The sequence below is a fragment of the Flavobacterium fluvii genome, from assembly GCF_900129545.1.
GTDB lineage: Bacteria > Bacteroidota > Bacteroidia > Flavobacteriales > Flavobacteriaceae > Flavobacterium > Flavobacterium fluvii.
Genome location: NZ_FQWB01000001.1, coordinates 260,112 through 276,829, shown reverse-complemented (window position 1 = coordinate 276,829; position 16,718 = coordinate 260,112). Strand labels below are relative to the sequence as shown.

Here is a 16,718-nt window from a genome sequence, read left to right as displayed (position 1 = left end):
ACCTTTTTTTATGTTTTAAAAGAAAATATTAGTATCTTCCTCTATCTCCACCACCACGGTTATCTCCACCACGGCTGTTTCCGTAACCTCCGCGTGAATCTCCACCACGGCTGTTGCTGTTAAAACTTCTTCTTTCGCCTTCTGGTTTTGGCTCAGATTTATTTACTACGATAGCACGACCTTGAACAGTCGCTCCGTTTAACTCATCAATTGCTTTTTGAGCTTCGTCATCATTTGGCATTTCAACAAAACCGAATCCTTTACTTCTTCCAGTAAATTTATCAGTAATAATTTTTACAGAATCAACTGCTCCGTAAGCCTCGAAAGACTCTCTTAAATCTGCTTCCTCAATACTGAATGGAAGGCTTCCAACAAAAATATTCATATGTACTTATTTATTATATGGGACAAATGTAGTCTTATTTTTCTCTAATCTACTATGTATTAGTTAATTTATGATTTATATTTTTGATAAAAATTAAATACACAAATCCAAAACCCCTGATTACAAGAGTTTTTATAAAGTTTCCCCTAATTAATAAACTCGGTTGTTACAGGAATTTTATAAAAGTGACCATATTGAAAATTCAAGATTGGTCCAACCAAAGGATTGTTGTAGATGTTCTCTGCATTAAATTTAAAAGTTCCCGAAACCGTCTTGTTTACGGCATCATATTCTTGGATTACAATTTCTCCTTCACCTATTCCAAGTCCTGTCGCAAAAGTAATTGTTCCGCTGGCATCTGTTAAAACATAAGTTGCCGTTTTGGAATCGCTCGTTCCTAAAGGATAGGTCTGGGCTGTTGTGGAGGTTGTTTTTAAAGTCAATTTTTCGTTTCTGGTATATCCTTCAATACTCAAAGAACCATTTGTGGCAAGAAAAGCTTTATAATCAATGGCTCTCCAAAACACATTGTCTTTTTGTCCTTCAAAAGAAGGATTGTTGAACTTTACCTCGTCTGTACAAGAAACAAAAGCGAAGAATAAGAAGATATATAGCAGCGGTTTTTTCATAATAAGGGACATTTATCTACACAAAAGTATATTATTTTGACTTAAAAAATGGAAATAGAAACAAAAATTCGTACATAAAATGACTCTAATAAAGTGTCAATCATTAAAATACAAATGGAATTAGTATTTATCGATAAAAAATGTATCTTTGCACCCTTAATTAATCGAGGTCGTGTACCTCAAAATTTAATCATTAGATTATGTCAGTAAAAATTAGATTACAAAGACACGGTAAAAAACAAAAACCGTTTTACTGGGTTGTAGCAGCAGATGCTCGCTCAAAAAGAGATGGTAAATACCTAGAAAAAATTGGTACTTACAATCCAAACACAAATCCTGCAACTATCGAATTGAACTTGGATAGCGCAGTAAAATGGTTGCACAATGGTGCTCAACCTACTGATACCGCAAAAGCCATTCTTTCTTACAAAGGAGCTTTATTGAAACACCACCTTGATGGAGGTATTCGTAAAGGAGCTTTGACTCAAGAACAAGCTGATGCAAAATTAGCTGCTTGGTTAGAAGCTAAAGCTGGAAAAGTAGATGCTAAAAAAGAAGGTTTGACAAAAGCTCAAGCTGCCGATAAAGCAAAAGCTTTCAAAGCAGAACAAGAAGTAAATGCAAAACGTTTAGCTGCTGCTGCACAAGCCGAAGCTGATGCTATTGCTGCTGCAACTCCTGCTGTTGAAGAAGAAGCTGCTGAAGAAGTAGTTGCTGAAGCTGAAGAAGCTCCTGCTGCAGAAGAAAATAACGAAACAACAGAAGCATAATTTTTAAGCGACGATGCGTAAAGAAGATTGTTTCTATTTAGGTAAAATCGCAAAAAAATTTAGTTTCAAAGGGGAAGTCCTAGCCTATTTAGACACGGACGAACCTGAGTTATACGAAAACTTGGAATCAGTGTTTGTTGAATGCAACAAACACTTGGTTCCTTTTTTTATTGAAAGCAGTTCGCTGCACAAAAATGATTTCCTTCGCATTCGTTTCGAAGACATCAATACCGAAGAAGAAGCCGATGCCTTATTGGGTAACGACTTGTATCTTCCTCTAAAAATGTTGCCCAAACTTACCGGCAACAAATTCTATTTCCACGAAGTAATTGGTTTTGAGGTAGAAGACAAACGTCTGGGGTATGTTGGAGAAATCCAATCCATCAACGACACTACGGCTCAACCACTTTTTGAAGTTCTCAAAGGTGATGCCGAAATCCTAATCCCGATGATTGACCATTTCTTGGTCAAGATTGACCGAGAAAACAAAAAAGTAATTATGGACTTGCCGGAAGGCTTGATTGAAATGTACCTTTAATAAAAAAATTTGAACCATTAAGAAAATTAAGGTTCATTAAGTTTTTTTCTTAAAACCCTTAATTTTCTTAATGGTTTAATTTTAAAATCTTCATTTTGTCTAAATTCCAATTCAAACAATTTTCCCTTGAACAAGACCGTTGTGCCATGAAAATTGGAACCGATGGTGTTTTGCTTGGCACTTGGACTCCTATTGAAAACAATCCTTTCAGCATTTTGGACATTGGAACCGGAACTGGAATCATTGCGCTAATGTTGGCACAAAGAAGTTCAGCGGACCAAATCGACGCTTTGGAAATTGACGAAGATGCCTATGAACAAGCGACAGACAATTTCGAAAATTCCCCTTGGAATGACCGCTTGTTTTGTTTTCATGCCGGCTTGGACGAATTTGTAGAAGAACCGGAAGACGAGTACGATTTAATCGTTTCCAATCCGCCTTTTTATGGTGAAGATTATAAATCCAGCAACGATCAACGAGATTTGGCACGTTTTCAAGATGCCATGCCTTTCGAGGATTTGGTTGAAGCTGCCGCTTTGCTGCTTTCCGAAAACGGAATCTTCTCCGTTATTATTCCTTTCAAGGAAGAAGAAAATTTCCTGGTTTTGGCCGCAGCATACGAATTATATCCCCTAAAAATTACCCGCGTAAAAGGAACTCCAACCACCGAAATTAAACGCAGTCTTTTGGCTTTTAGCCGAAACATACACACCAATTTTCCTGTTGATGAATTAATCATCGAAACCGCACGACATATTTATACTCCAGAGTACATCGCCTTGACGAAAGATTTTTATTTGAAGATGTAATTTGTATTCTTGTTTCAAATACTTGATTTTTCGATCAAACGTATTGCTTCTTTTACGTACAATTCAGGGTCATAATTTTTAGCACTTTCTTTTACATAATGGTCTATGTGTAAACCATTTCTTTGAACCCCTTCTCCGTTAGGGTAAAAAGCGCCACGCCCAGTAAAATCAGCTTTTGTCTTGTCAGGCATTATGTATTCAACTATGTTTAAAACAGAACCAGCCGTTTGTTCGCCAATGGTAATGCAGTTTGGCGATTGCTGTATTGCCATTCCAATGAATTCTGCATTACTCTGGGTTGTTCTGTTTACAAGAAGTATGACTTTCCCTTTGTAATAATCTGGATTGTTTTGCCCAGCTTTGAAAGGATCCATTATTAATTTGAGAGGAGATTCGGCAGCGTATTCTCCATAAGAAGGAATATTTGGAAGCGGAGCAAGAATTTTTATGAATTCTTTTCTTTCGGGATAAAGAAATCCAGGTAAATCGTTAATCGAAATATTCTTGGGATAATTTCTTAAATCCAGAATCAATCCCTTTGTTTTGGATATTTGTTTAAAAACAGAATCAAGTTCTTTTTTGGTTATTTGATCAAGATTTACATAAGCAACATCAGGTTGTATATAAGACCATTTATTCTTTTTGGGAGTCACCAAATAAACAGGTTCTTCTTTCTTGTAAGTGTTGTACAGATGGATGTATTTATTTAATTGAGTGCCGTTTTTCTTTATTATGTCAACATTGATAGAATCCTTGTCGTTGTAAAACAACCAAGGACTCCATCTTCTTAAAAAAGTCGAATTTGAAACGGATATCATGGGAGCTACTTTATCATGTAAGCAAGAAGAAATGCTTTTATTGTTTATTTTAACAATAATATCACCCAATTCAATATCATCTTTCTTTGCCAAGGTTTTATTGTAGACAGCATCTATTAACAATGAATCGTTTACTGCTTTTATGGAAAAAGCAGGCTTGTACTTATACAAAGTACTAAAAATTGTCCGAGAGCCATAATAAGAATGTGAGTCATTTAATTTAGTAATCAAATTTGATTTGATAATTTCAAATTCTAAATCTGTTTTACAGTCCAAGAATTCTTTTGTCATTGAATCTAAATTATCGGACCATTTTGTGTCCATTAAATATTTATTGACGTTCCAATATTGAGTTGCATTCCAGAAACTATACAACAAAAGCATTCTATGACTTTTTATGGAATAATCGAAATCCTTAAAGCCCTTTTCATTTTCAAAAGAGATATTTTTCGCAAGCTTGTTTACTGAAGCATAATAATCATTTATGTTTCCGTTTTCTTTGATTTCTACAAGAGTTTTGGTCAATTTATCGCCAAAAACAGACGAATCTATCCAAGCGTAATCCAAGTTTTTTAAAAATATTTTTTCAGAATTAATTTTTTTTGCTTTCAATTTATCGGTTCCAAATCTTGAAATAAAATCAAGCAATAAATCATTCATCGCTTCTTGATTTTCTACTCCTTCTGCTTTATCAACCAATTTAACAAATTCTGAATCCCAATCGTATTTTCCTTTACTAATCTCCGGGTGGTGGTATTTTAACAATCCCCAGACTAAACCAATTTGCTTGTATTTCTGGATTTCAGAAATTTTTGTATTCGAAAATAAGTGGGACGATGACAGAAGGAACAAACAAAAAAATATTTTTTTCATGACAGACGTAAGATTAGGCAAACAAATATATCAGAACTCTTCTTGCAATATTTATCTTTAACAAAAGTTTAATTTATCGGCTTTTAATCGGAAAGCCTTGCCTGACTGCCTTCAGAAATCTCTAAATCCCCCTATTGATGTATTGATCATCGAAACTACGCTACATATTTATACTCCAGAATGCATTGCCTTGACGAAGGATTTTTATTTGAAGATGTAATTTTAATAATCAGGGAAACATTTTTTTTTGGTAAAGTCCTGATTTATTTTCAAATAAATCCGTTTATACTTATAAATAATTTCTTAAATTTGAATGGAAATCAAATCAATTTGTGGTTGCCAGACAGGTAAAATGCCCCTACAGTATTCTGAAACTTAATGTTTAATCTATCATCAAGACTTATGAAAACAAAGTTTACTCTCTTTTTGACCTTATTTTTAACATTGGGATTGTTTGCCCAATATCGAGAGGTTTCCAACAAAAATTTTTCGCTCGGTAGTTATGGTCGGGCGGGAATTGGTTATGGTTTGGGAACAGAAGCCGAATTTCCGCAATCACTCAATTTAAATGGAATGGGTTCCATTGGAGGACGATTCGAAGAAAACGATTATATGCAATTAGGTACCGCCATGCATTTTAAACCAACAAATGCCAGTAAAGACACCACCAAAATCAATGTTCAGGCACTGTTTGCTTTTTATACCACCAAAGGACAATTAATCGGTAATGTATCCGACAAGTCCATTGGAGGAATCACGTCAGTTATACCTGAATTATTTGCTGAAGCCAAAAACATAATGGGCAGCGATTGGAGTGTATGGTTAGGAGCGAGACTATTCCGTGGTGATGATATTCACATTATCGACCATTTTTATTTTGACGACCATTCTGGGCAGGGTGTCGGTATAAAACACAAAAACACCGAATTCTCGGTAATTTTTACGGGAGCCATCGATACCACTTCGACATTGCCACCCAATTTCTATTTGAACATTGTCAATGGAACACCTACATTGGGATTGCGAAATAGATACCTCACCATTTTGGAACACACATTAAGACTTAGCAAAGGATACGTAAAATTAATGGGAGAATTTCACCGTCTTCCAGCAGGAGTAGCCGAAGATGCCACCACAAAATACAGTTATCCAGCGGATGTGGGATTTGTGGTTGGAGCCAAATATCAGAACCGTATTTCCTCCAAACTTCCTGGTTCGTTCAATGCTGTCAGTGCCCGATACGGAACAGGAATTGCCAATGGAGGAGATGGAGGAAGTAGCCGAACCTTCATGACTTATGGTGCTCCAAACCTTGAAACCAACAGTTTTCGAAATGCCTATTCATTCGCTTTTACCGAAACTTTCGTGCTGAACTTCAACGAAAAATATTCGCTTAACGGATATGCTCTTTATACCAAAAGTAGAGGTGCCAGTGATGAACCCAACAAGGGATCCGATTATCTGGGAAAACAAATGTTATTCAACAGAAAACAGGATATCTCTTTTGGAGCAAGGGGAACTTGGTATTTAACGAATTGGCTGCACTTGTTGCACGAACTCGATTTTGCTTGGCGAAAAGACGGTACCCAGGATTTTGCACAAATGACCAAATTCACTATTGCGCCTACATTGGTTCCAACCGCCAAACGAGATGTTTGGGAACGTCCTCATTTTAGGCTGGTTTATAGTGTGGCACATTACAACAAATTTGCCGCAGACAACCTTTATTCTTCTTATCTCGCCCAAAGTGGCCCCAAAAGCTGGGGACAATATATAGGTGTTAAAACGGAATGGTGGATTTGGTAAATCATCATCTATCAAAATTAAATGATCTTATATTCATTATAATTATAAGGTCAAAAAATTGCATTTACTTATTTAGGTAAAAGACACGACATTTCATTTTTGTTCTGTTTCTTTCTATAACTTTGTTGGATAAATCTTCCAATTATGAAACCAGACTTATTCCAGGCGCCAGATTATTACAACCTCGATGAATTATTGACGGACGAGCATAAATTGGTTCGCAATGCAGCCCGTGAATGGGTCAAACGCGATGTTTCGCCCATTATCGAAGACTATGCCCAAAAGGCGGAATTCCCGAAACAAATCATCAAAGGTTTGGCTGAAATAGGTGCTTTTGGTCCTTATATTCCTGAAGAGTATGGCGGAGCTGGATTGGATCAAATCTCCTATGGCTTGATTATGCAGGAAATAGAAAGAGGCGATTCTGGTGTTCGTTCCACGGCTTCGGTTCAGTCATCGTTGGTAATGTATCCCATTTGGAAATACGGAAACGAGAAACAACGCTTGAAATATTTACCCAAACTGGCTTCGGGAGAATGGATGGGTTGTTTTGGTTTGACCGAACCCAATCACGGTTCCGATCCAGGAAGCATGATTACCAATTTCAAGGATATGGGCGATCATTATTTGTTGAATGGTGCCAAAATGTGGATTTCGAATGCGCCCTTTGCCGATATTGCAATTGTTTGGGCAAAAGATGAAACCGAAAGAATTCACGGATTGATTGTAGAACGAGGAATGGAGGGTTTTTCAACTCCTGAAACACACAACAAATGGTCGCTTCGAGCATCGGCAACCGGAGAATTGATTTTTGACAACGTGAAAGTTCCCAAAGAAAATATATTGCCCAATAAATCGGGATTGGGAGCACCCCTGGGTTGTCTGGATTCTGCTCGTTATGGCATAGCTTGGGGAGCCATTGGTGCTGCCATGGATTGTTATGACACGGCTTTGCGTTATGCCAAGGAAAGAGTCCAATTTGACAAACCCATAGCCGGAACCCAATTGCAACAGAAAAAATTGGCTGAAATGATTACCGAAATTACAAAAGCACAATTGCTGACTTGGCGATTGGGGGTTTTGAGAAACGAAGGAAAAGCCACGACCGCACAAATATCGATGGCGAAAAGAAACAATGTGGATATGGCGATTCATATTGCCCGTGAAGCTAGACAAATATTGGGCGGAATGGGAATCACCGGCGAATATTCGATTATGCGCCATATGATGAATTTAGAATCCGTGATCACTTATGAAGGAACTCACGACATCCACTTATTGATTACCGGCATGGACATCACGGGAATTTCTGCTTTTAAATAACTATTAAAGTTGCTGGAACCTTTATTTGTTTCCAGATAAATTCAACTAAATTGCTATTTCTCCTTGATTTCTTTTGATCTAAATTTTCCAGGTGTTGTTCCTGTTCTTTGCAAAAAAGAAGAAGTGAAATGTTGTATGGACGAAAATCCGCAAGAATAGGCAATATCTGACATCGACTTGTTTTTGGGATTTAGCATCAGTGCAATGGCTTTTTCTATTTTTAGATTGATGATGTAGCTGTTGGGTGGATATCCGGTGAGTCTTTTTACTTCATAGGTGAATTTTGTTTTTCCCATTCCAAATCGATGTGCCAGATCATCTATATTCCATTTTTTGCTAATGTCTTCAGAAATGATTTTGGTGAATTTATCGATAAAATTGGTTTCTTCTACCGTTTTTAATCCCTTGCCCGAAAGCTGACGGTATAAATCCACCAACAAGTTTTCCAAAATATTGCCCACCATTATTTCAAAACCTTCCTCTTGATTGGCCAGTTCTTTGCGAATTTCAATAAAATATTTTTCAAACGTTTTGGCTTTTTCTAAAACTACATTCCTGTTGTCGGCAATCAAATTACCAAGGTTTTCTTGAATGCTTTTGGATAATTTGGTCCAGTTTCCAAGATTCAATTTCTTTTTTTTGCCATATTCCAGCGGTTTTAATATAATCCAATTGATGTATCCAATGTCCATTTTACCATTTGGACTTCCGTTCCAATGCCAAGGTGCCGTAACCGATAAATTACCGGGCAATAATTCGATTTGATTTCCTTCTACGACCCAATCGTATTTTCCGCTGGTCACAAAATGAATTTCAATACCGTCATTCAAGTGCGGTCGCATATTTTCATCCATCTGCACTTTGGTAAAACGCATACTTCCAAATTGTTTGATGAAAGGCAGGTTGGTCAATGGGCCAGGATTTTTTTCATGCCACCAAACACCCGAATTTCCGGTACTGTTTTTGGGTATGTTATTAGAATTTATATTGTCCATAATTAATCAGGGAGTTGCATAATTGTTTTTCAAGGGGTTAAAATACAAATTATTTACATAATTGTTCATTGTTTAAAAATAACACAGAATAATTATATAAATATTACTTTTAGCTTTTAAATAATTATTTCTGGAATTAAATACAATATTCACAGAAAAATATTACTATAAATAGGATTAATAAATAAAAGAGACAAATGTATTGAGTTATACTAGGTGTAAAAATATATTTTTGTTAAATAAAAAGTACTATTCAAAATGAATTTAAAGCAACAGCGTAAAATATTTTTGGTTTTTTTCCTAATTGGAATGCTGTTTTCGGCAAACGCTGCCGAAATTTGGGTTTCTGTTCAGGGGAAAGACACTAATACGGGAACGAAATCAAGTCCGTTGGCAACCGTTCAAATGGCATTGAGAAAAGCCAGAGAATTACGTCGCTTGAAAGATTCCTCCATAAAAGACGGTATTCACATTATGGTAACGGGCGGCACGTATTATTTAAATGAACCTTTATTTGTAAGACCCGAAGATTCCGGAACTGCCGAAAGTCCAACTACTATTGAGGCTGATGCCAACGCCAAACCAATTTTAAGCGGTGGATTCGAAATCAAAAACTGGAAAAAATCTAACATTTCCATAAATGGGCAAAAACCAGGAATGGTTTGGGTAGCCGATGCCCCTCAAAAAGCGGACGAAATTATCAACTACAGACAACTGTGGGTAAACGGAAAAAAAGCCGTAAGAGCCAAAAGTACTGCCGGAACCAAAATGGATAGAATTTTATCTTGGGATGCAGCCACGGAAACCTGTTGGATTCCTTATAAAGACAAATCCGTTAAGTTCGAACCCGGAATGGAAATGTTCATTGTGCAATGGTGGGCAATCGCCAATTTGCGTATCAAAAATATCGAAATCAAAAAAGACAGTGCAAGACTTTCTTTCGAACAGCCGGAAAGCCGTATTCAAAGTGAACATCCTTGGCCTGCACCTTGGATTTCCAAAAATAACGGGAATTCAGCTTTCTATTTAAACAATGGAATTTCAATGCTGAACGAACCTGGAGAATGGTTTTTGGATAGAAAAAAAGCCAAAATCTATTACATTCCAAGAACGGGTGAGGATTTAACTTCAGCAAAAGTTATAGTGCCTGTTTTGGAAAATTTGGTAAAAATTGAAGGAAGTTTGGATACGCCTGTGCATCATTTTAATTTCAAGGGCATTTCATTTCAGTACAGCAATTGGCTTCGTCCTTCACAGCAAGGTCACGTTCCGTTGCAGGCGGGAATGTATTTATTGGATGCCTATAAATTGAAAACTCCTGGAACACCTAATCAGGCGAGTTTGGAAAATCAGGGCTGGGTGGGAAGACCAAGAGCCGCTGTTGAGGTGAATTATGCCAACAATACCCAATTTGAATCTTGCACTTTTGAACATTTGTCATCCACGGGATTAGATTTGCATAGAGGAACGAATCACAACATCATTAAAGGAAATTTATTCAAGGACATTGGCGGCAACGGAATCAATTTAGGCGTTTTCTCCGAAGAATCTTTCGAAGCGCATTTACCTTATAACGTAAAAGACGAAAGAGTAGTTTGTTCGGATGAATTGGTTGCCGATAATTTGATAACCAATGTGGCCAACGAAGATTGGGGATGTTTGGGAATTGCCGCCGGTTTTGTAAAGAATCTTACCATTGAGCACAACGAGATTTCGGATGTGGCCTATTCTGGAATTTCGTTGGGTTGGGGTTGGACGCACACTGAAAACGTGATGCGAAACAACAAAATTTTGGGAAACAAAATTCATCACTACGCCAAACATTTACACGATGTGGCCGGGATTTACACGCTTTCTTCCCAACCTGACAGCAGGATAGAAGAGAACTACATTGACAAAGTTTACAACAGTCCCTATGCACACGATCCGTTTTTGTGGCTGTATTTGTATACAGATGAGGGAACGCAGGGTTTTACGATAAAAAACAATTGGATTCCGATTCAAAAAACATTGAAAAACCATAATGGTCCAGCTGGAAATATTTGGCAGGACAATTATGCGTTTGTAAATCCTAAAATCAAGGAAAATGCAGGTATTCGAGCGCCATACACTCATTTAACAAAAGAAGTTGTAGTGGACGAAGCTTGGGGCTTGCAGGAAATGCCAAAATCTGTTGCAATCGAATTAATAGGGAAGGATTTGGATATCGAAAAAATAAAATCGACCATAAAAGGTTTCCGAATCGTGGGCGAGGAATTGTACCAATGGGAAAACCATTTGGTGATCTATGGTTTGATGAATCAGCCGGAAAGAACAAAAAGAAAACTGGCTTTGGCTTTTCCAACATTGGAAATTAAAATCTACGAAAATCCTGTTTATGATTTCCAAAATTTTGAAAGATGCAAAGAGGCTAAAGTGGCATCCGAATGGGAAAATATTGTGTTGACAGCGAATTTAGTTAATGACGAAAAAATGCAAAAAGAATACGTTGATTATCACGCTACCCAATTCGAAAAATGGCCAGAAATAGCCAAAGGCTTCTGCAACGCCGATTTCCAGCAGCTGCAGGTTTTCAAAAACGGAAGACAATTAATGTTGGTGATCAGTATTCCTAAAGGAGAAAATCTGGATAAACTGAATCCAAAAACAACCGAAAATAATCCTCGTGTTGATGATTGGAACGCCTTAATGAAAAAATACCAAACAGGAATCGAAGGTGCAAAACCAGATGAAACCTGGATATTTTTGAAGAAAATATAGATTTTAGAATGCCGATTAAAGATTTTTGATTCTAGATTTTTTTACATCTGCAATCAAAAATCGTTACCCGAGCCTGAGAGGCGAACTGGCGAAGCAATCAAATATCATCAACCAAAAATTAAATAAATAATATATCTAACCAATGTTAAAAATAGCTATTCTTGGTCTCGGAGAGGGACGCAGCACTATGTCGGCAGCTTTGGCAAGCTCAAAATTAGAGCTGGTAAAAGTATGCGACAGAAATGAGGAATTGTGCAAACAAAGAGCAAAGGAATTTGATTTCCATTCTTATACGACCAATTACGATGATTTATTGAATGATGGCGCAATCGATATAATTGCCATTTACACACCAGATCATTTACACGCCGAACACGTGAAGCAAGCTTTGTTGCACGGAAAACACGTGGTTTGCACCAAGCCTTTTATTGACGATCTTTCGGATGCCAAGGAATTGTTGAAGTTGAGCGAGAAAACAGGAAAAAAAGTTTTCATCGGCCAAAGCTCCCGATTTTTTGAACCGGCAAAAAGACAAAGAGCCGATTTTGAGATAGGTTTAATAGGAGATTTAATTACCATTGAAGCCCATTATCACGCAGATCACAGGTGGTTTTTGGCCAAAGAATGGTCGTTGTTGGAGTCTTTTAAATGGTTGTATGGCGGATTGAGCCATCCTGTCGATTTCATCAGATGGTATTTGCCGAATATTGAAGAAGTAATGGGTTACGGAATGATCAGCAACAACGGAAAAGGGGCAGGTCTAAAAAATGAAGACACAATGCATTTTATCTTCAAAGCGACCGACGGAAGAATTGCCAGAGTGAGTGGCGTTTATACTTCGCCGACCCAACCTGCCCAAAGAGACAGCGGAATGAGTACTATTTTGAGAGCAAGTGAAGGAGCAAGTCAGGCCGATTATCACGAATTGCGTTATGCCGTTACCACCAAAACGGGTGAAGAAAAAGTAATAACTTGGGGCGACAGCACTTTAAAACATTATTTCCGTTTTGAAGGGCAAAGTCATCACGCAGGGGAATACCAAAATTATCTGGAATATTTCGTGGACAGCATCGAACAAGATTTTACGGCTTATCCAGACATGAAAGAAGGCATCGGAACCGTGGCATTATTACAGGCAATGGATAAATCTTTACAAACCGGAATGCCAGTAAAAATTGCTGATGTCCTTAACGAATACGGACTATGAACAGCATCTACGATAAGTTAACCGCATTAGATTTTATAATTGTTGCTGTTTATTTGGTTATTTTGTTGATCATTGGTTATGTGGTGAGCGTGAAACAAAGCAAGAAGAACGAAACGCTTTTTATGGCGGGAAATTCGCTGAATTGGTACAACATCGGATTCAATATGTGGGGAACAAATGTGGGTCCTTCGTCCTTGTTGGCTTTTGCCAGTATTGGTTATGCAACCGGAATTGTGGCGGGAAATTTCGAATGGTACGCCTTTGTTTTTTTATTGCTTTTGGCAATCGTTTTTGCACCGCGTTATATTGCCAGCAAGGTCAGCACGATGCCCGAATATATGGGAAAACGTTATGGCGACAGTACCCAAACCATTTTGGCTTGGTATGCAATGGTGAAAATTTTGGTAAGTTGGTTGTCGTTGGGATTGTTTAGCGGCGGAATTTTGGTACGCCAGATTTTAGGAATCCCGATGTGGCAAAGCGTTACGGTATTGGTAATTTTTTCGGGAATTTTTACGTTCGCCGGAGGCTTGAAAGCCATTGCCAAAGTGAACGTGTTCCAGATGATTTTATTAATTGTGGTGTCGCTTACATTGTCCTATTTAGGATTGCAAAAAGTGGGCGGAATAAGCGCATTAATTGCTAAAACACCTTCTAATTTCTGGAACTTGGTTCAACCTGCAAGTGATCCAAACTATCCTTGGCCAGCCATTTTGTTGGGTTATCCGGTTGCCGCAGTAGCTTTCTTTTGCACCGATCAATCGATGGTACAAAGTGTATTGGGAGCCAAAAATCTGGAACAAGGACAATTGGGCGTGAACTTTATAGGATGGTTGAAAGTGATGGCTTTGCCGTTGTTTATTTTACCGGGAATCCTGTGTTCTGTTTTGTTTCCGGAATTGGGAAAAAACTCCGATTTGGCTTATATGACGATGGTGACCAATTTATTCCCAAGCGGAATGAACGGTTTGGTCATTTGCGTTATGATTGCCGTTTTGGTTGGGACAATTGGTTCATCGCTAAATGCTTTGAGTACGGTTTTTACCAATGATATTTACGTAAAGAAAATCAATCCTGCGGCGACTATCAAGGAGCAAATTAAAATAGGAAGAATTACCGTGGCGGCTGGATGCGTCTTTGCCATTCTGATTGCGGTGGCTATTGACAATATTAAAGGACAAAATTTATTCAACATTTTTCAGGCGGTTTTGGGCTTTTTGGCGCCTTCGTTGTCTGTGGTTTTTTTGTTGAGTATTTTTTGGAAACGCACCACCAAGAAAGCCGTGAACGGGATTTTGTCTTGGGGTTCCGCTTTTAGTTTATTTGTTGGGGTGTTGTATTTATGGATTTTTCCGGCCGACAAATATCCGGTTTGGCCCCACTTTTTGTTGATTTCCTTTTACATTTTTGCAGTGCTGTTGGTTTCGGCCATTATCATTTCATTGGTGGATAAAAGTCCGGAAACGAATTTTGTCAGCGAAACCGATGTTCCAAAAACCAGCAAGAAAGTGAAAATTTTGTTCGCCTTGTTGGGACTAACCATTTTGAGTTTATACCTCATTTTTAATTTTAATTAATATGAACACATTTTCTTCTTTACGTCAGAATTTTAAAGCAGTTGTCTGCATTTGTGCTTTGTTCTTTTTATCCGAAAGTTCGTTTGCACAAACCTGGATTTATTATCCAGGTGATTTCGAAGTTTGGTTAAGCAATAAAATGCAGGTAAGACGTACAGATCGCGAAGCAGTATTTCCACCGCTTTGGCAATATTACAGTCCTTATGCCTTGGTAACTTTTCAAACAGAAGTAGATATTCCAGCACCAGACGAGGTAAAAATCTATTCGGAAGGATCTTTTCAATTAATTTTAGATGGTGTTCAGGTTTATGGGCAACCTAAATCAATAAAAGTTCCTGCCGGGAAACACAAAATTTCCTTCAAAGTATATAATCAGGAAGTGTTGCCCGCTATTTATATTGCTGGTAAGTATGTTAAATCTGATGCCTCTTGGAAGGTGACCAACGAAGATAAACTTTGGATTGATGAAAATGGGAAAGCACAGCAATCAGGCACGCCGTGGGTGCCTGTTGGTTCCTGGAATTTTGATGCGCCAGCAAATAAACCTTCCGGATTTAAACTGACAACCACGCCCTGGAACGCCAAAAAAACAGAAAAAATCGGAGCGGGTCAGTTGGTAGATTTTGGTAAAGAAACTTTTGGTTACATTAAAATTCACGGTTTAAAAGGAAAAGGAAAAGTGGCACTTTATTATGGCGAATCTCGTGAGGAAGCGTTGGATACTGCCAAATGCGAAACATTGGATCATTTATCTTTTGATGGAAACCAGCCGGAAATCTACACACATAATGGTTCCAAAGCATTCCGTTATGTTCAGGTACAAGCAGATCCAACGGTAAAATATGATTCCATTTCGATGCTTTATGAATATTTGCCATTGGACTATCGTGGTGCATTCAAGTCTTCGGACCAGGAATTGAACAAAATTTGGGATGTGTCGGCTTACACGATGCATTTAACATCCCGTGAATTTTTTATAGACGGAATTAAACGCGACCGTTGGGTTTGGTCCGGCGACGCTTACCAAAGTTATTTAATGAATTATTATTTATTCTTTGATTCGGCTTCCGTGGAACGAACGCTGTTGGCGCTGCGTGGTAAAGAACCTGTGACGGCTCACGTAAATATCATTATGGATTATTCGCTGTATTGGTTTGTGGGAGTTTACGATTACTATTTGCACACGGGCGACACGAAATTTATCAAAACTTTTTATCCACGAATGAAATCACTTATGGAATTCTGCTTGGAAAGAAGAAACAAGAACGGATTCCTGGAACCATTGGAAGGCGATTGGGTTTTTATTGATTGGGCGAACGGATTACCAAAAACCGGCGAGGTGAGTTTTGAACAAATGCTTTTAGCCAGAAGTTTAGAAGCCATGGCAGTTAGTGCCGAAATTGCGGGTGAAAAGGAAGATCAAAAAGAGTATCAAAAATTAGCTGTTGATTTAAAAGCAAAATTATTTGATGTCTTTTGGGATAAGAAAGAAAACGTTATGAAACACCAACGTATAGACGGTAAAATGCAAGATATTGTAACTAGATATGCCAATATGTTTGGTATTTTTTTCAATTACTTTAATGAAGAACAAAAACAAAGTATAAAAAACAAAGTGTTGCTCAATAAAGATATTCTTCAAATCACGACACCCTATATGCGTTTTTACGAGTTGGAAGCCTTGTGTGCCATGGGCGAACAAGATTATGTGTTGAAAGAAATGAAAGACTATTGGGGAGGAATGTTAAAAGAAGGTGCTACTTCTTTCTGGGAAGAATACAATCCAACCAAAAAAGGAACAGAACATTTAGCGATGTACGGACGCCCTTATGGAAAAAGTCTTTGCCACGCCTGGGGTTCCAGCCCAATTTATTTGCTGGGGAAATATTATTTGGGCGTAAAACCTACTGCTCCGGGTTATGCTGAATATGAAATCAAACCGAATTTAGGCGGACAGCAATGGATGGAAGGAAAAGTGCCAACGCCAAACGGAGAAGTTATCGTATATTGTAGTACAAAAGAAATCAAGGTAAAAGCTTCCGAAGGCGAAGGAAAATTGGTTTTCGAAAGTTCAAGCAAACCGAAAGCAAGTTCAGGAACGATCACGGAATTGGCAAAAAATAAATACCAATTGACCGTAAAACCGAATGTGGAATACAAAGTAAGTTATAAAGCAGTTAAATAATGATTCAAAAAAGTAAACATATTTATTATCTAATATTGGTCTT

General features: G+C 37.8%; 13 protein-coding genes. 9 read left to right on the top strand and 4 right to left on the bottom strand.

Annotated elements, in window-relative coordinates; genetic code table 11:
• Positions 1–28: 28 nt before the first annotated feature.
• Positions 29–385 (bottom strand): RNA-binding regulator, encoded by a 357-nt coding sequence (gene rbp, locus BUC16_RS01110; protein WP_073367298.1) that lies wholly within the window; start codon positions 383–385, stop codon positions 29–31.
• Positions 386–531: 146 nt separating this feature from the next.
• The gene (locus tag BUC16_RS01105) at positions 532–1,014 is read right to left on the bottom strand and encodes a DUF6252 domain-containing protein (RefSeq protein WP_073367296.1); all 483 of its coding nucleotides are present in this window, start codon (positions 1,012–1,014) and stop codon (positions 532–534) included.
• A gap of 200 nt (positions 1,015–1,214) precedes the next feature.
• Here BUC16_RS01105 and BUC16_RS01100 point away from each other — a divergent pair, with 200 nt between their 5' ends.
• The 3 genes from BUC16_RS01100 to BUC16_RS01090 all read left to right on the top strand — a co-directional run bounded on the left by BUC16_RS01100 (position 1,215) and on the right by BUC16_RS01090 (position 3,131).
• Positions 1,215–1,784 carry a 30S ribosomal protein S16 gene (locus BUC16_RS01100; RefSeq protein WP_073367295.1) on the top strand — a complete coding sequence of 190 codons (570 nt, stop codon included), beginning with the start codon at positions 1,215–1,217 and terminating at the stop codon, positions 1,782–1,784.
• A gap of 13 nt (positions 1,785–1,797) precedes the next feature.
• Positions 1,798–2,322 carry a ribosome maturation factor RimM gene (gene rimM / locus BUC16_RS01095; protein ID WP_073367293.1) on the top strand — a complete coding sequence of 175 codons (525 nt, stop codon included), beginning with the start codon at positions 1,798–1,800 and terminating at the stop codon, positions 2,320–2,322.
• 146 nt (positions 2,323–2,468) lie between these two features.
• Positions 2,469–3,131: a tRNA1(Val) (adenine(37)-N6)-methyltransferase gene (locus BUC16_RS01090; protein WP_073368618.1), complete on the top strand. Its 663-nt coding sequence runs from the start codon at positions 2,469–2,471 to the stop codon at positions 3,129–3,131.
• A 14-nt stretch (positions 3,132–3,145) separates the two neighbouring features.
• Here the strand turns inward: BUC16_RS01090 and BUC16_RS01085 are convergent, their stop codons facing one another.
• Complete coding sequence (locus tag BUC16_RS01085) at positions 3,146–4,822, bottom strand: S41 family peptidase (protein WP_073367292.1); 1,677 nt, start codon at positions 4,820–4,822, stop codon at positions 3,146–3,148.
• A 402-nt stretch (positions 4,823–5,224) separates the two neighbouring features.
• Between BUC16_RS01085 and BUC16_RS01080 the strand changes: the two genes are divergently transcribed.
• Both BUC16_RS01080 and BUC16_RS01075 read left to right on the top strand, forming a co-directional pair.
• Positions 5,225–6,628 carry a carbohydrate porin gene (locus tag BUC16_RS01080; RefSeq protein ID WP_073367290.1) on the top strand — a complete coding sequence of 468 codons (1,404 nt, stop codon included), beginning with the start codon at positions 5,225–5,227 and terminating at the stop codon, positions 6,626–6,628.
• Between the two features lie 144 nt (positions 6,629–6,772).
• Positions 6,773–7,951, top strand: coding sequence for an acyl-CoA dehydrogenase family protein (locus BUC16_RS01075; protein ID WP_073367288.1), 1,179 nt, complete (start codon positions 6,773–6,775; stop codon positions 7,949–7,951).
• 53 nt (positions 7,952–8,004) lie between these two features.
• On the opposite strand, the gene BUC16_RS01070 is transcribed toward BUC16_RS01075, so the two are convergent.
• Positions 8,005–8,946, bottom strand: a complete 942-nt coding sequence (locus BUC16_RS01070; RefSeq protein ID WP_073367287.1) for a helix-turn-helix transcriptional regulator — start codon at positions 8,944–8,946, stop codon at positions 8,005–8,007.
• A gap of 258 nt (positions 8,947–9,204) precedes the next feature.
• Between BUC16_RS01070 and BUC16_RS01065 the strand changes: the two genes are divergently transcribed.
• The 4 genes from BUC16_RS01065 to BUC16_RS01050 all read left to right on the top strand — a co-directional run bounded on the left by BUC16_RS01065 (position 9,205) and on the right by BUC16_RS01050 (position 16,675).
• Positions 9,205–11,706 (top strand): L-rhamnose mutarotase, encoded by a 2,502-nt coding sequence (locus BUC16_RS01065; protein ID WP_073367285.1) that lies wholly within the window; start codon positions 9,205–9,207, stop codon positions 11,704–11,706.
• 142 nt (positions 11,707–11,848) lie between these two features.
• Positions 11,849–12,913 carry a Gfo/Idh/MocA family protein gene (locus BUC16_RS01060; protein WP_073367284.1) on the top strand — a complete coding sequence of 355 codons (1,065 nt, stop codon included), beginning with the start codon at positions 11,849–11,851 and terminating at the stop codon, positions 12,911–12,913.
• Complete coding sequence (locus BUC16_RS01055; protein ID WP_073367282.1) at positions 12,910–14,490, top strand: sodium:solute symporter; 1,581 nt, start codon at positions 12,910–12,912, stop codon at positions 14,488–14,490. The genes BUC16_RS01060 and BUC16_RS01055 overlap by 4 nt, the downstream gene beginning before the upstream one ends.
• Before the next feature lies 1 nt (position 14,491).
• Positions 14,492–16,675, top strand: coding sequence for an alpha-L-rhamnosidase-related protein (locus BUC16_RS01050; RefSeq protein ID WP_073367281.1), 2,184 nt, complete (start codon positions 14,492–14,494; stop codon positions 16,673–16,675).
• The last annotated feature ends 43 nt before the right edge of the window (positions 16,676–16,718 follow it).

Excerpts from the sequence above, each read along its gene's own strand:
- BUC16_RS01090 (WP_073368618.1), top strand. The coding sequence starts at position 2,469 with ATGAAAATTGGAACCGATGGTGTTTTGCTTGGCACTTGGACTCCTATT.
- BUC16_RS01060 (WP_073367284.1), top strand. The coding sequence starts at position 11,849 with ATGTTAAAAATAGCTATTCTTGGTCTCGGAGAGGGACGCAGCACTATG.
- rbp (WP_073367298.1), bottom strand. The coding sequence starts at position 385 with ATGAATATTTTTGTTGGAAGCCTTCCATTCAGTATTGAGGAAGCAGAT.
- BUC16_RS01050 (WP_073367281.1), top strand. The coding sequence starts at position 14,492 with ATGAACACATTTTCTTCTTTACGTCAGAATTTTAAAGCAGTTGTCTGC.
- BUC16_RS01075 (WP_073367288.1), top strand. The coding sequence starts at position 6,773 with ATGAAACCAGACTTATTCCAGGCGCCAGATTATTACAACCTCGATGAA.
- BUC16_RS01070 (WP_073367287.1), bottom strand. The coding sequence starts at position 8,946 with ATGGACAATATAAATTCTAATAACATACCCAAAAACAGTACCGGAAAT.
- BUC16_RS01105 (WP_073367296.1), bottom strand. The coding sequence starts at position 1,014 with ATGAAAAAACCGCTGCTATATATCTTCTTATTCTTCGCTTTTGTTTCT.
- rimM (WP_073367293.1), top strand. The coding sequence starts at position 1,798 with ATGCGTAAAGAAGATTGTTTCTATTTAGGTAAAATCGCAAAAAAATTT.
- BUC16_RS01100 (WP_073367295.1), top strand. The coding sequence starts at position 1,215 with ATGTCAGTAAAAATTAGATTACAAAGACACGGTAAAAAACAAAAACCG.
- BUC16_RS01085 (WP_073367292.1), bottom strand. The coding sequence starts at position 4,822 with ATGAAAAAAATATTTTTTTGTTTGTTCCTTCTGTCATCGTCCCACTTA.
- BUC16_RS01055 (WP_073367282.1), top strand. The coding sequence starts at position 12,910 with ATGAACAGCATCTACGATAAGTTAACCGCATTAGATTTTATAATTGTT.
- BUC16_RS01080 (WP_073367290.1), top strand. The coding sequence starts at position 5,225 with ATGAAAACAAAGTTTACTCTCTTTTTGACCTTATTTTTAACATTGGGA.
- BUC16_RS01065 (WP_073367285.1), top strand. The coding sequence starts at position 9,205 with ATGAATTTAAAGCAACAGCGTAAAATATTTTTGGTTTTTTTCCTAATT.